Origin of the sequence: Enterococcus sp. AZ194, assembly GCF_051713825.1 — a bacterium.
Taxonomy (GTDB): Bacteria; Bacillota; Bacilli; order Lactobacillales; family Enterococcaceae; genus Enterococcus_K.
Genome location: NZ_JBIOQR010000001.1, coordinates 819,563 through 833,652, shown reverse-complemented (window position 1 = coordinate 833,652; position 14,090 = coordinate 819,563). Strand labels below are relative to the sequence as shown.

General features: G+C 36.0%; 12 protein-coding genes and 1 pseudogene. 4 read left to right on the top strand and 9 right to left on the bottom strand.

Annotated elements, in window-relative coordinates; translation table 11 throughout:
* Positions 1–3: 3 nt before the first annotated feature.
* The gene (locus IGI37_RS03960; RefSeq protein WP_438760132.1) at positions 4–909 is read right to left on the bottom strand and encodes a carbohydrate ABC transporter permease; all 906 of its coding nucleotides are present in this window, start codon (positions 907–909) and stop codon (positions 4–6) included.
* Between the two features lie 200 nt (positions 910–1,109).
* Here IGI37_RS03960 and IGI37_RS03955 point away from each other — a divergent pair, with 200 nt between their 5' ends.
* Positions 1,110–2,207 carry a GntR family transcriptional regulator gene (locus tag IGI37_RS03955; RefSeq protein ID WP_438760130.1) on the top strand — a complete coding sequence of 366 codons (1,098 nt, stop codon included), beginning with the start codon at positions 1,110–1,112 and terminating at the stop codon, positions 2,205–2,207.
* A 340-nt stretch (positions 2,208–2,547) separates the two neighbouring features.
* Here IGI37_RS03955 and IGI37_RS03950 read toward each other — a convergent pair whose 3' ends face one another.
* From IGI37_RS03950 to IGI37_RS03940, 3 genes are all read right to left on the bottom strand, one after another.
* Positions 2,548–2,760, bottom strand: a complete 213-nt coding sequence (locus IGI37_RS03950) for a DUF2922 domain-containing protein (RefSeq protein ID WP_438760129.1) — start codon at positions 2,758–2,760, stop codon at positions 2,548–2,550.
* The gene (locus tag IGI37_RS03945) at positions 2,760–2,978 is read right to left on the bottom strand and encodes a hypothetical protein (protein WP_438760128.1); all 219 of its coding nucleotides are present in this window, start codon (positions 2,976–2,978) and stop codon (positions 2,760–2,762) included. The genes IGI37_RS03950 and IGI37_RS03945 overlap by 1 nt, the downstream gene beginning before the upstream one ends.
* A gap of 92 nt (positions 2,979–3,070) precedes the next feature.
* The gene (locus IGI37_RS03940) at positions 3,071–3,565 is read right to left on the bottom strand and encodes a hypothetical protein (protein ID WP_438760126.1); all 495 of its coding nucleotides are present in this window, start codon (positions 3,563–3,565) and stop codon (positions 3,071–3,073) included.
* A gap of 163 nt (positions 3,566–3,728) precedes the next feature.
* Here IGI37_RS03940 and IGI37_RS03935 point away from each other — a divergent pair, with 163 nt between their 5' ends.
* The 3 genes from IGI37_RS03935 to IGI37_RS03925 all read left to right on the top strand — a co-directional run bounded on the left by IGI37_RS03935 (position 3,729) and on the right by IGI37_RS03925 (position 5,638).
* Positions 3,729–4,538, top strand: coding sequence for a competence protein ComK (locus IGI37_RS03935; RefSeq protein WP_438760125.1), 810 nt, complete (start codon positions 3,729–3,731; stop codon positions 4,536–4,538).
* A 125-nt stretch (positions 4,539–4,663) separates the two neighbouring features.
* Complete coding sequence (locus IGI37_RS03930; protein WP_438760124.1) at positions 4,664–4,936, top strand: hypothetical protein; 273 nt, start codon at positions 4,664–4,666, stop codon at positions 4,934–4,936.
* A gap of 72 nt (positions 4,937–5,008) precedes the next feature.
* Complete coding sequence (locus IGI37_RS03925; protein WP_438760123.1) at positions 5,009–5,638, top strand: helix-turn-helix domain-containing protein; 630 nt, start codon at positions 5,009–5,011, stop codon at positions 5,636–5,638.
* 307 nt (positions 5,639–5,945) lie between these two features.
* Here the strand turns inward: IGI37_RS03925 and IGI37_RS03920 are convergent, their stop codons facing one another.
* From IGI37_RS03920 to IGI37_RS03900, 5 genes and pseudogenes are all read right to left on the bottom strand, one after another.
* Entirely contained in the window at positions 5,946–7,727 is a 1,782-nt protein-coding gene (locus IGI37_RS03920; RefSeq protein ID WP_438760122.1) for a DNA-binding protein, read from the bottom strand.
* Between the two features lie 177 nt (positions 7,728–7,904).
* Positions 7,905–8,773 (bottom strand): annotated as a pseudogene (locus tag IGI37_RS03915) (IS982 family transposase).
* A 109-nt stretch (positions 8,774–8,882) separates the two neighbouring features.
* Complete coding sequence (gene rfbB, locus IGI37_RS03910; RefSeq protein ID WP_438760121.1) at positions 8,883–9,830, bottom strand: dTDP-glucose 4,6-dehydratase; 948 nt, start codon at positions 9,828–9,830, stop codon at positions 8,883–8,885.
* Between the two features lie 194 nt (positions 9,831–10,024).
* The gene (gene galU, locus IGI37_RS03905) at positions 10,025–10,909 is read right to left on the bottom strand and encodes a UTP--glucose-1-phosphate uridylyltransferase GalU (RefSeq protein WP_438760119.1); all 885 of its coding nucleotides are present in this window, start codon (positions 10,907–10,909) and stop codon (positions 10,025–10,027) included.
* Between the two features lie 2,043 nt (positions 10,910–12,952).
* Positions 12,953–14,086: a hypothetical protein gene (locus tag IGI37_RS03900; RefSeq protein ID WP_438760118.1), complete on the bottom strand. Its 1,134-nt coding sequence runs from the start codon at positions 14,084–14,086 to the stop codon at positions 12,953–12,955.
* Positions 14,087–14,090 lie beyond the last annotated feature (4 nt).

The following is a 14,090-nucleotide window of genomic DNA, read 5'->3' as shown; positions in this document are numbered from 1 at the left end:
TCCTTAATTTATTTCTTTATTTGTTACTTTCATATTAAGTAAAGAAAAAACAAAAATAATTAAGAATAAGATAAAGGATAATGCTGAGGCATACCCCATCTGCAATCCACCAAATCCTTCATTATAAATGTAATACACGATCGTAATCGTTGAATTCCCCGGCCCACCTTTTGTCAGCATATATGCTTGATCAAATACCTGAAATGCGCCAATCACTAACTGAGTTGTCACTAAAAAAGTTGTTTTGGATAGCTGAGGCCAAGTAATACTTCGAAACTTTTGCCAACTACTCGCTCCTTCTATATCGGCTGCCTCATATAATGCTGGGTTAATCCCTTGAAGTCCTGCTAAAAAAATCATCATATTTCCACCAAAGCTCATCCAAACACTCATAATAACAATCGCTGTCATTGCCCAGTTGGAACTATATAGCCAGGCTGGACCATCAATACCAAATACCCCTAAAACTTGATTAAATAGCCCATATTGCGGATTAAGTAACCAATACCAGATAGTCGCTGTGGCAACAGAGGAGCATAGAACAGGTAAGTAGAAAAACGTTCTAAATAAACTGACCGTTTTCTTCCGCTGATTAAGCAACATCGCTGTTACCAGAGATACTATAAGCCCTAAAGGTACATATAAAGCTGTATAGATGAACGTGTTCTTTAGCGAAATAAAGAAAAACTCATCAGAAAAAATTTTCTTAAAGTTCTGTAGCCCAATAAAATTAGGCTTTTCAATAATATTGTAATCTGTCATGCTGTAAAAAATTGCCATAATAATTGGAACTATTGCAAATATTATCAGTAGCAGTATCGGTACCCCAATGAATAAGTACGCGATATTTTGTTGCTCGTTAATCCCTCTTCTCTTTCGTTTCTTACTAGGAATCGTCGACTGATTCATTTCTCCCCCTCCTTCTTATACGCATATTTAATATATCTAACAACTATTAAATATATTAAATATTTTATAACCACATTATATATATCCAAAAAGAATCTGTCAACGCTTTCAAAAAAAGTTTTTAAATTATTCTCATATACATTCGATCATATTTGTTATATATTATATTTAATATAATATATAACAAATGGAGGAACCTTATGAACTCACCTTTATACCATTCAATCTATATAAAGCTAAAGGAACAAATCGAAAATGGATTTTATCAGCTTAACGACACACTTCCAACCGAAAAAGAGTTATCAGAAGTTTATAACGTTAGCACAATTACAGTAAAAAAAGCTCTGGATCTTCTAAAAGAGGATGGATTTATTGTCCGAAAACCTCGAAAAGGCTCCATTGTTGTTAGCCAAAAAAAATTGGAGTTTCTGTCTATAAAATCAAAACCCGTACTAGGATTGATTACAACAAATTTTACGGATTTTTTTGGGACTCAAATTTTACGGAGCATCTTGGCGCATTCTGATTCGGAACTAAACTTTATCGTAAAAATAAGCTATGGCGATCCAGCTAAAGAAGAAGAGCTGATTGAAGAGTTGTTAGCGCTAGGTATTCAAGGGTTAATTTTGCTCCCTACTTCGTCAGAATATACCTCGCCAAAACTACTTGAGTTGATTTCAAAAGACTTTCCCATCGTTGTCATTGATCGTATTATGGCAAACCTGCCTATCTGTAATGTCCAAACAGATAATTTTAATGCTACTAAGGATTTGACAAAATATTTGTTTAATCATGGTCACAAAAAGATTGGCTTGATTACCTCAGATAGCCAAGTAACAACGATTGATGAACGAGTGAACGGCTTTTTATCTTCACATATTGATGAAAATATCGCGGTTAATCAAGATCAAATTTTATCAACCATTGATTCTGTCGTTCCCAATTCAACCCGTGATATTTCAGAAGATATTAATGACCTATGTACCTTTATAAAAAAAAATAAAGACATGACTGCAATGCTGACGACGGAGTATAATATTGCACTCTTAGCAAAGAGTGCTGTCGAACAGTTGAATCAATCAATTCCAGAAGACTTCTCAATTGTCTGTTTTGATCATCCCACTGTCAATATTTTCGATATTAATGCTTTTACTTTCACTCATATCAAGCAAGATCAAACAAATATCGGAAATAGCGCCGTTCAACTATTGTTAGACAAAATTGCAGAGCCAACTCTTATTAAAAAAATTAGCTTAGGGTATAATTTAATTGAAGGTCAATCCGTTCGACAGATCTAAACTCTAACACTCAATTTTATTAAAATAGTAAGATAGGTTAAAATAACTAAGGTGTTAAACTAAAGGCTCCTAGGTAGAATCTGTAGGTATTCGACTTGAATGATATCCTCTGATTAGACCTATAAATTTGCACAAACTATAACAATTGTATTATAATTGTCCATGTAAAGAGTTTTGGGGAAAGCTCTTTCGTCAGCGTGTATGGGAGAGACATTTGATTGGTCTCTCTCCTTTCTTTTGTTAAATCCACATTTAATTTACTTATTTCAAAACAAAAAACTAGCCACTCCTGTTAATTGGAGTGACTAGTTTTTTTATCTAATTGATAGACTAATTTTGATTAAAACAATTCTGTTTCAAGCGTTTGAACATATTTCGCACTGTCTACTTCGCAAAATAAATCAACTTCATCTTTTTTAAAGATGTGTAACGCTTTAAGAGCTTCCATCTTGGTACGAACTTCATCTGCTGTCCAATCCTCTTTGGCTAGGCTTGGGATAAATGTGTGTTTTTTTCCTTCTGAGTTTTTAAAAGTTAAGTGTAAGACTTTCATTAGGCTTCCTCCGTTCTTGTATAACTAACTTGTTCGGTCTTAAGAACTGACGCACAAACGGTTGTTTCTGGGGCAAAACTCTGGATAACATCCCCGAGCGCTAAAATCTGCGCTTCCTCTGGGTTTGCGATAATTGTCGCGATCGTTTGTTTTTGATCTTTCTCAACACCTGGTTCGTTTAAAATGACAGTTAATTTTGTACTTTCTAATGTTTGCATTTGGTCCATCTCCTTAGTTTTTGTTAAGCTGTGCACGGCTTACATTAGTAGTAACGAAAGTTAATCGCCAAAACAAACATTTTTTTTGAAATTTATTTAAAATATTTATTCAATAGGCGCTTTTTACGCGTCCGAATCGCTTGTGGACTGACTTTGTAGTGTTTTGCTAAAGAGGTCACTTCCTGATTCTTTAATAAAGAATAAAGAAAGGCTTTTTCCTTTTTGGTCGCAGAGGCCCAGATGCTTTCAAACAAACTCAGCTCCTCCACCTCATCTTGCCCTTCTTCATTGACAACTTCTTGATAGTACACGGTCATCCGCTCAAGCAAGTCCTTTTGATGCTTCTCAAACCGTTGTAAGTCCACAATCTTCCAACGTAATTTTTGAAACAGATACCCGACAGGATAAGCCTCTTTAAATAGCGCTTCCGTGCGAAAAGATACAGATAGCTCAAAAAACGCAATTCTCAGATACTGCAGGTAATCCTCATATGCAGGACTGTTCAGATACACGTGACACTTTGACAGCACACTTCTAAGTAACCCCTCATAACTAACTAATAAAGTTTCAAACGCTCTTTCTTCCATGGTACACACCTTTTTTCGGTTATTCCGGCCGGTACATAAATCATAGAACGACTTTATTCATAAAACAAAAATGAAAAACGCACGAAAATAGGCAAAATAGCCGCACTATTCTTGCTTTTTTCATGGTACACTATCTCTGAGCGTTCAAGAGGAGGAGTACTTTATGCGGCATCACTATATCTTTAGAAAAGAAGAAATTACGAATCAACCATTCTATCAGGCAGACACCGATTTTCAGACATTTATCGAGGCGCAACCCGTCCATTCACTTACTAGCTGCACGCAGTATGCCAACCAATTAACACTCCACTTTTCTGAAGAATTTCTTGATGAAGTCTACGCTTTATTTCCTATTGGTACTCAACCGCGAACCCTCATTATCTATAAAGATCATATACGCTTCGTCAACCATACCCCCATTAACTGTGCACAAATGATCCTCACCCAACATCACTATCTCAATTATGTCACCTACTGTAAGACAATCTCTCTGCTCTTTTCAAAAACCATTTACAAGATACCTGTGGCCACCAAGGACTATGTTTTATTTCCCATAGAAGCGCCAACCAATCAACGATCAACCGTTTGGGTCAACCCTGCACAAATCTCAACCATCGATCCTACTGACTTTTCCACTATTGTGACCCTGTCAAACAACTTCTCTTTTAATAGTCCTGTTCAAAAAAGAGCCCTCCAAAACTTGATGACTCGCGCGTTTATTGTATGGGGAATCGTCCATCAAGAATATGTTTCCCCTGATAAGTTGCTTAGCCGTACACACCTTGCAGAATTCCTCCATGTCAAAATCACCCCACTAACCTCAGAAATTTTCAGTAAATTACACCCATCAGACTATGTATTTGAGAAATGGACATTCACGCAATGCTACCGCAAATCCACTGAACTAGAACTTATGCAACAATTAGAGGGAGAAGTAGACCCTCTTTATCACAGGAACAAAACGAATGAATAGTAGGCCCATTATAGCTCAATAAACGCTTCAGACAAGGCTTCCTAAAAGAGGTAACGAGAGAAAACACTAGCTATTTCACTCAAAAAATGCTAAATTAGTACTAGTCGATGTTGGAGGTAAGATTTTTGAAATTATTTAAATTTATATGTGGTCTATCACTATTTTTATTTGCCATACAGTTTATAGCCTCTTCCTTTATGGATCTTTCACAAGGAATTCGCTACTTTTTTATGGGCGCTCAAGGACTATTGCTCCTAAGTTATAGTTTATTATTTATCACTTACGTACGCGTACGAACGAGTTACAACAAAAAAAAGCAAGTAACAGTAGAAGAGAAGACACCGACTATTGTACGAACACGTAGTAGCTATCGGAACAAACGCGATAACGCTGCGTAAACAGCCCCCTTCACCCATTCTTTATTTCAAAGACTGCGTGAGGGATTTTTCATATTATGAGGAGAAAACATCATGAACAAAAAACAAATTCAACACTGGGCACAAATTGCTCAGTTTTTTATTCATATCAGTACCACCCCGTGCGAAGTTCTCCTTCAATCGGTTGGAAGCAATGCCAAAATTTTGGAGGTCTGGTCTAAAGGCGAACCGACTTATCAAAAAGATAAACCTCTACCCTTTTTCTCAAACACGATTTTAGAAGGGAGCAAAGAGCGCTCATTCGACCAATTTTTTGTCGACACCTCCCTTACGCCCACAAAAAAAGCCGTCACTTTGTTGATTCGTGAAGAGAACAAGCTCATTGGTTTATTCAGTATCATTCAAGACTACTCCGCTTATCAAGAAGCCGCCTCAAGCCTTCTCTCATTAGTCAATTTAAGTCAGCTCCTTGAAGAAAAACCAACTGCCATCACTACAGGAGCAAAAGAGACGACAAATCTGATTTCTGATATTATTCAAGAAGTGCTCTTAGAGTTGCAACTAGAAAGCCACCGCAAATACAACAAAAAACAAAAACTGGCCATCATCTCAAAGCTAAAAGAACGCGGTGTCTTCCACACAAAAGGTGGCGTCTCGGAAGCCTCGAAGCTACTAGAGATTCCCGAACCCAGCATGTACCGCTATTTATCAAGTCTGTCATAAACATAGGACTGCTCATCTTTTGGTAAGCTTGAGTGATACAGCGGGATCGTTTGGTTCGTAGAGCGGTTCGCTATACTCGCTAGATTCGTTGTATTTATTACGTTTGCTTAAAAATGATTCAGTAGCCAACGTCTTGACTGCTTTTAATTTATTTGCCAGAGAACAAAAAAATATCCTCTCAATCTTCAACTAGCAAATTTCTATGACAGAGAACAAAAAATACCTGCTAAAAAGCCGTTTGAGCTTTCTAGCAGGTATTCTATTTTATTTGGAGAAAAATGGAGACTCTCATTTTAAAGAGAAGCGTTTATTCTAACCCTTCAATCACCAAGTTTTCAATCGTCGCGGCTTTGGCTTCGGTTGTCACAACTGCTTTGAAGGACACCTTATCGCCTTCTTTTAAGAAAAGAGCCATCGGACTGTTATTGGTCGTTACACTGTAAATTGTTTTGTCTTTATCTAGTAAGAAAGAAACAACCGTCTGTGCTTCAGCCGCAACAATCGTCACACGAGAAACCGTTCCCTCAATCGTCTCAAGCTGACTTGCGTCTGTACTTGTATTGTTACTACCTTTTGTCGCAAGCTCAATCCGGTACGCATCCAATGCGCTCTGTGCTGCATCAGCATCCACTACGATATCATTATCTACAGCATTGATATATACATACTTTTTGAAAATCCCTTTACTATCCATCAGTGAAACAATCCACGTAGGAACCCCATCAATATTGTACAGAACTGGCATACTTGCCTTCCATTTTTTCTCAGGGTAAATTTTGGAAGCAATCGAAATAGCTCCATCACTATCCATAATCCCGACTTTCGAATCACGGTAATAAGTAACTTGACCCGTTCTCGCATTAATTAATGAATAGCCCAACGCAGAATCCTGATCCTCATCACCACTTGTAAAGTCAGTGAAATACAATAATTGTTGCCCTTCTGTATCCATCATTGGTGTAATTTGGCCTGATGCGTAAATACCATTTTCAGTTGGTACCTTAACATCCTTTTTCGCACCAAACATGGTTTGATTCCACCAGCCTTGACTATATCGGCCAAAATACTCATTAATACTATTCGCCGCCGCACTTGTAATCGGTGCATCCACAAAGCTTGGCGCCTTCAAGCTGTCATATACCTTAACTTCACCAGTGGTCGCATTTAGAACGGCAGTCTTAAACTCATTGTAGTTCATCCGACCAGAAACGCCATACTCTTTATATAAGGTTTGAATATAGTATGGATTTCCTTCTTCGTCAATCTCTAAGTTAATTTTACCCGTCGCTGCAAATCCTGGGAAGGCCGCATAAATTTTACGCGCCGCATCTTTGCCAAAATAAGCGGATGGTGTATAAACAATTGGTTTCTCAACAAACTCAGGCTGCGCATTAATATCTGTTGCACTAATAATAAAATAGCCTGGCACCTCGCCTAACTTCATCCACTTGAAGAAGCCGTTAAACTCCACCGTCGCCACGTAAACATACTCGCCATTAACGACTTGTGCGGTAATCCCATCCAATGTAAACATGTTCGAGTTGGGAATTACTGAGAATTTCTGAAGCATCTTTCTTTTCGCCGTTTCTGGTGCAATCGCAATCGGCGTTTCCTTTGCTGAAGTCAAGACCTCCGCCTTTTCCTCCGTCTTCAAAGGAATCGTGTTATACACTTCATCCGTTGAAGTCAGCTGTGTAATTGAGCTTATAGCAAACAACGCAATCATCCCAACAATACTAAGGCCAAGAACCCGGCCAGACCAATCATTTGATCTTCCAGTAGTTTGAACAACCTCTTTACGGCTTTTTCCTTTGCGTATAACCTTAGCTGTCGCTACACTCACCGACCCAAGCGCTACAAGAAACCCTGCTGCAACCGCCGCTCCAAGTAGATTAATCCATAGAACTGTCGAAAGTGTCTTGCTTGGCAACAGCACATAAAGTGTAAGACCTAAAATAACCAATTCAAAAACAAGCAACCCAATTGTACTCTTCCATTTACTCGCTTTGGTCACAATTAAACTAATCACATTCGCCAAAACAATTCCAATCCCAAAATACAACGTTAACCCTATAAAATCTATAAACATCCTTTTCCCTCCTTTTAGATACTAAAATGCTCCCACCAAAGGCAGAAGCATCACTTGTGATAAATTAATTATAGTGGATAGGCTGTCCACTTACAACTGCCACGCTGAAAAATCGGTCTAAGGACGTAGAGATTTGTTTGTGCGAACCCTACTATTGTATAGTATATACGCGTGGTGCTAGTTAGTCTCAATATCAAAATAGCCCAAATTGTACACTAATAGAACACACTCTATTTTCACTTGAAATCCTGTCAAGCTGCGTGCGATGTTTCGCTCGATGCCATATTCTTGTGCTAAAATGGCAAATCGACTTTCGATGGTTCTTCTAATAGACTTTAAAGGGTCTTTATTATGTTTTTTTGCCCCAGCCATGTTGGAACGGTAAGGTGTCCAAAGCTGATCCCCTTGTTGGCGAAACTGCTCTTGAAGTTTTGTTCCCAGATAACCAGCACCCGCAAGAATAAAAGGGCGCGGACAATCACGAATCAATTCTGGTGCTTCTCTGGCATCATGGATAGCGGCAGGCGTAATGACATAATTGACTATATAGCCTGACGGTATGACGACAAAGTGCCCCTTAAAGCCGTAATGCCACATTTTTTTGTTGAATTAAACCCGATATCAGCATACCCCGAAAAGAGTTTCGTTCGGAAGTTTCTGACTGGTTGACAGAGAGGGATCGGTAGGTTATCAATAATTGCCACTGTTTCATCTTCTATGTTATCTGCTGTTAAACTATTTCCAATAGCATTTACATGTGACACACTCTCCGGTTAAAACGAGAGCGCTCAATTGGGCATTGTTGTGGAAAGAGCAGTTGAATAACTGAAACAAATTTTCTTTGAGAAGAAACGCCTAACATTGTTTGTAAGCAAAGAAAGTGCCAAACAAGCGACATCACTTATTTTCGCTTGATTTACATTACGACGGTCCATAATAGAAGCGGGACAGTACTCTTGATACAGCATGTTGAAAAGACAGCGTAGTTTATAAAAATCTTCTTGAAATTGGTGACGATAAGGTTTAAAGTGAAGGTGATCTAACATAGTCTTGAACTCCTTTATTGGTTTTATCACCTTTGTGTTTAACTGTGTTAGGCCTTTTGTTAAATATTTTGTCAACTAGCACCACGCGTAGTATATATAAATTACTATTTTACAAAAATGAATTATCTTCATACCATTGAATAGTATTTAATATACCTTGCTCGAAACTATAGTTAGGAGACCAGCCAAGAGTAAAGTGGATTTTTTCAGCACTCAGAGCATAACGAAAATCATGACCTTTTCTATCCTTTATATAACGAATATTTTTTTCTACATTCATATACTTACAAATTTGTTCAACTAACTCATTATTACTTAACTCTTGATTCGAACTAACATTATATATCTCGCCAGGAATACCTTTTTGTATTACTAAATGAATAGCGCTACAAAAATCCTCAACGTACAACCAATCTCTAATATTTTCACCGTTTCCATAGATTGGGATATGCTTTCCACTTGTCAAATTAGTAATCATTTTAGGAATAAGTTTTTCAATATGTTGTTGTGGACCAAAGTTGTTGGTGCTTCGTAAAATATTCATATTAATCTGGTGCGTTTTGTAGTAAGCATTCACTAGCATCTCTGCTGAAGCTTTAGTTGCTGAGTATGGATTATTAGGATGAATAAGACTTTTTTCAGTAAATTTATCCTTCCCCGCTATTGATCCATATACTTCATCGGTTGAGATATAAATGAATTTTTTGATAACCTTTGACACACAGCAATCTAATAAATTCATTGTTCCAATTATATTCGTTTCTACAAAAGGCTGAATATCAAGAATACTTCTATCTACATGACTTTCCGCCGCAAAATGAATAATATAGTCTATTTTAAATTGTTCAAATATAGACTTTAGAAACTTTTTATCTCGGATATCCCCTTTTCTAAATTGATAGCGTGGGTCATCTATCACAGTCGATAAATTCTTCGTGTTCCCAGCATATGTCAGACTGTCAATATTGATAATGGTAATATTCTCCTGACATTTTAGTATATATTGAATATAATTAGATCCGATAAATCCGCATCCGCCTGTAACAAGTATATTCATGTGTTTCCCTCCCTAGAACCAAACATCGACGAACAAAATTATCTTACCTTCTAAAATAAAAAAGAGGTTGGGACAGAAGAGTTTAACTCCGAGAAATAAGAAGGATCTGCTTCTTTACCCATCGTTTATTCTGAGAATAGGAGCATGGGCATAATTTTTAAGTTATGCCCATGCTCTTTAGAAACTCATTTGACTTATAAGTCCTTCATTAAGTCCTTCATTAAGTCCTTCAAATAAGTTTTTAATTCAGCAGAAATTTCAGGGTGCTTCAAACCAAATTCAATATTTGTTTTAACAAACCCTAGCTTATCACCCACATCATAACGAGTTCCTTTAAATTGATGAGCAAACACGCGTTGTGTATTATTTAATGTGTTAATCGCATCTGTTAATTGAATTTCACCACCAGCGCCAGGCTCTTGATTTTCTAAAATTTCAAAAATCTCAGGCTTCAATAAATAACGACCAATAATCGCTAAGTCACTAGGGGCATCTTTTGGATCTGGTTTTTCAACAAAACTAGAGACATTATATAAACCCTCAGAAATCTCAGACTCCGGATTAATAATCCCATAACGAGAGGTTTCCTCATGAGGAACATCCATAACAGCCAATGTAGATGACCCTGTCTTTTGGAAATTATTGATTAGTTGTTGCGTCAATGGAATCTCATCTTCCATCACATCATCTCCAAGCATAACAACAAACGGTTCATTGCCAACAAATGCCTTCGCCTGTAGGACAGCATGTCCTAATCCTTTAGGATGAGATTGACGGATGAAGTGGAGATTGACATCTGTTGTCTCCTCAACTAGCTTCAATAATTCTATTTTTTCTTTTTCACGAAGATTCGTTTCCAATTCAATATTCGAATCAAAATGATCCTCAATCGGGCGCTTCCCTTTCCCTGTAACGATTAAAATATCCTCAATACCTGATTTTAATGCTTCCTCAACGATAAACTGAATCGTTGGTTTATCAACAATCGGTAACATTTCCTTAGCAATCGCTTTGGTAGCCGGTAAGAAACGAGTCCCTAATCCAGCTGCCGGAATTACCGCTTTACGTACTTTTCTCATAATAATAACTCCTCGTAAAATATATTTTTAAGTACCTAGTTTGGTACTTACACATTATTTTTAAAATTGAAATAAATTATATCTAACACTTTACCTGAAATCTAGCAATCCAAAAAGAGTCGCAGCAACTTGAATGATTTTATATTTGAAGAATTTTTGCCTTGATATAGTGCTTTTTAGTATGTAATAGTCTATGAAAAAAATCCAAAAGAGATTTTCTAGAAGATCCTTTCTATCCAAATTTATTTATAAAAATAATTATTTGAATACTTACAACCGAATTTGAAACAATTACAAAAGTATATTTTGAAAAGTGAAAAAATAGATATAGATAGCTCTATTATAGCTACTGATGACATTTTATTGCATCTATAGAGTTCCTATTGTGGATAACTATATTTCTTTTAGAAAATAGTCCTGGGAAACATATAAGTTTTTTATTAATTTGATAAAAATATTTCAATGTGTACTCAGCATCTACAAGCTATAATAACCGAATAGCTTAATACTGTTCAGGCTATCCATTCAAAAAATACACTACTTTGAAAAAATTTTGTGAATAATTGATTCAACGTTTGAGTTAGTCCATCCAATAGGCTCGCTAAAGATGACAAAGCAGACACTCAGTCCAGCTCCTTCACCTCATCACATAATTCATAAAATAAACCACCTAATGCCCAAATGTCTGTCGCATACTGCTGCTAGCTCAACACAGTGTAACGAATAAAGACGATGGTTGTGTGACAAATAATCCTGTTGAAATTCCGGGTTTGGATTTCTTTCGCTAACTTCAATAACGATTTTATGACTTAAAAAACGTTTCGATGTCCCAACGAGTGCCGCATCGCTTCACGATTTCTTGTGAGCTTAACGTCATATCCGTTGTCATGATAGCTAACCAATCGCTTTTCTCTTATTTCGGTTTTGAATAAAAATAACATGCAGAGGGATTCCTGCCTGTAGTTTGGCGGAGACTGTACAATCACAAAATTCATCTACCAATTTCTTATAGATATCTTCTAAACGATAGAGTTCCCCTTGATAAAGATACTTTTTTTAACTATCCCAATCACATGAATGCCAAGTTCTGTCAGAAGTTTAGTAAAGGTGAGCCAGCTACCCATTAACACATAGCTAGCATAAATTCCAATAACAATGCACGAGCGACCATTTCCACAATAAGTTTTGGCGGGGTCATTTGTGCTTCTTTCGCTCAAATTCCACCACCTGAAAAACTGACTGACAACATGTGAAAGATTTTGTGGGTACGGTGTACAGCATGATCGTATTACCAAGCAAGATTTTTAACTCGCTGACTACGTAGGTGATAAAAAAGGAGCCATCAACAATCAAGACACGTACTTGTGAGGAGATATCAGTTAATTGGTGTAGTTTCCCAACAACGAATGTGCTACTACATCAAAAGAAATTTTTGCCAGTTATTCAACGGATTATTAATAAAACGAAAAAACGTATTTTTTGAAGTTCTTGGATGAACGTCAATTGGTCATCAGGGAAAATAGAATAGAGTAATGGCTGACGTGCCTCTCGCTTAGATAATCCCCGCTTTTCTTTAAGAAGAGAGAGCTTTAACTCAGAAAATTCATGAAATAATTTTCTGAGTGGACTTGGCTTAACATAGGGATGGGACATCCTTTCTTTTGTTGATTTGTTATAGTAAACCAAGTATAAACGATGACTGTCCTTTCTGAATTTTTTAAATCAGAAGTATTGAATTTCCTTTGTGCCTTACAAGATAGTTGGGCTTTAGTGATCCTTCCATGTGCGAAACTTGAGTAATGATTTAAGAACATAGTTTTTCACCAATATTCTCGATATTAATACCTTATATTTCTTGAAATTCAGGAATTATTAACAAATTTTATTTGAATAAGAAAAATTCAACCCATCTAGAATTCTAACCTAGATATATTTTCCCCAAAGTAATCAGTGAGGAGGCTCTAATTCATTAACTTAAATCTCACTGCTTTTCGACTTCCTACAACTATACCACAAATCAAATTAAACTCGATATTTTCGTTTTCAAAGTTCACCCCGTCTTTTTGAATAATATATATAGTTCATTATTATTATATAAGAGAAGTTAAACTCAAAAAAAGTAAAGTAGGATTCCGAAAATCCAAATATGATAAAGATCAGGGCATAAACAATTCGCTTTTTTTGATCGTATTTCCAAGTTTGATATAATCCAATCATGAAATAAGTACACAGTATGACTGTAAAAATAATTCCGAATTTCAATAGAATTGACATATATGCGTTATCCAAAATTTTAGTAGTTGCACCAATAATATCTTGCGCTTTCTCAGTAGTTAACATTTCAATTTTATTTCCTAATAAACTAGGTGGTGATTCCTGGTAAAACATATTAGCAAAACGGACTCTCCCACTAAGAATCTTGTCGATTGAAATCCAAAAAGCATCAATGTTAGAGTAACTTTTCGCAGCCCAAGTACTGATAAAAAACGAGAAAGGTAATAGTAAATAACAGGAAAAAGTCAAAATCCTATTTGAAGTTATTATCTTAGAAATTAATATTATACAAAAGCCCACTATTAATGATATAACCGCATTTCTTGAACCTGAAAATTGATTAGTGCTGTACAAAGCTAATAGAAATAATACTACGTTTAACTTTTTACTCTTATCACCATATATATATATATATTCAAAAAACAGCACAAAAATAATTGCACCAAAAAAGTTCGGATGTGAAAATCCGAAAGAATGACGAATCGTACCATCCCTTACTAAGATAAATTCTGAGATTGTTCCAAAATAGTTTAGTATAACCACTAATAAAAATGCGGAAAAAGTTGCAAAAAACATACTCTGTATAATCTTCTTCAAATTAAATTCTTTTAATGCTAACAATGATAAAAAAGTAATTATCCATGTTTCATTCTTTAAATGAACAAATTGAACTACCAAAAAAAGCAACACTATTAACAATATCAATATCTCATCTATATAAAAGCGGCTAGTTAATACTACTGCTAGTGCAGAAAGAAAGTAAACTACTAGAATAATATTATAAAATTTCATAAATGAAACCTGATCATTTATTTTACTGTACTTAATATAGAATAAAAAAATGTGTAAAAAGAACTGGATGGAGAAATTAAATTTTATTACTTTTTTTAACTGTATATTCATAATA

What these genes read in the sequence shown, in the direction of transcription:
- IGI37_RS03955 (WP_438760130.1), top strand. Translation starts at nt 1,110, where the DNA reads ATGAACTCACCTTTATACCATTCAATCTATATAAAGCTAAAGGAACAA.
- IGI37_RS03925 (WP_438760123.1), top strand. Translation starts at nt 5,009, where the DNA reads ATGAACAAAAAACAAATTCAACACTGGGCACAAATTGCTCAGTTTTTT.
- rfbB (WP_438760121.1), bottom strand. Translation starts at nt 9,830, where the DNA reads ATGAATATACTTGTTACAGGCGGATGCGGATTTATCGGATCTAATTAT.
- IGI37_RS03940 (WP_438760126.1), bottom strand. Translation starts at nt 3,565, where the DNA reads ATGGAAGAAAGAGCGTTTGAAACTTTATTAGTTAGTTATGAGGGGTTA.
- galU (WP_438760119.1), bottom strand. Translation starts at nt 10,909, where the DNA reads ATGAGAAAAGTACGTAAAGCGGTAATTCCGGCAGCTGGATTAGGGACT.
- IGI37_RS03935 (WP_438760125.1), top strand. Translation starts at nt 3,729, where the DNA reads ATGCGGCATCACTATATCTTTAGAAAAGAAGAAATTACGAATCAACCA.
- IGI37_RS03900 (WP_438760118.1), bottom strand. Translation starts at nt 14,086, where the DNA reads ATGAATATACAGTTAAAAAAAGTAATAAAATTTAATTTCTCCATCCAG.
- IGI37_RS03950 (WP_438760129.1), bottom strand. Translation starts at nt 2,760, where the DNA reads ATGAAAGTCTTACACTTAACTTTTAAAAACTCAGAAGGAAAAAAACAC.
- IGI37_RS03945 (WP_438760128.1), bottom strand. Translation starts at nt 2,978, where the DNA reads ATGCAAACATTAGAAAGTACAAAATTAACTGTCATTTTAAACGAACCA.
- IGI37_RS03960 (WP_438760132.1), bottom strand. Translation starts at nt 909, where the DNA reads ATGAATCAGTCGACGATTCCTAGTAAGAAACGAAAGAGAAGAGGGATT.
- IGI37_RS03920 (WP_438760122.1), bottom strand. Translation starts at nt 7,727, where the DNA reads ATGTTTATAGATTTTATAGGGTTAACGTTGTATTTTGGGATTGGAATT.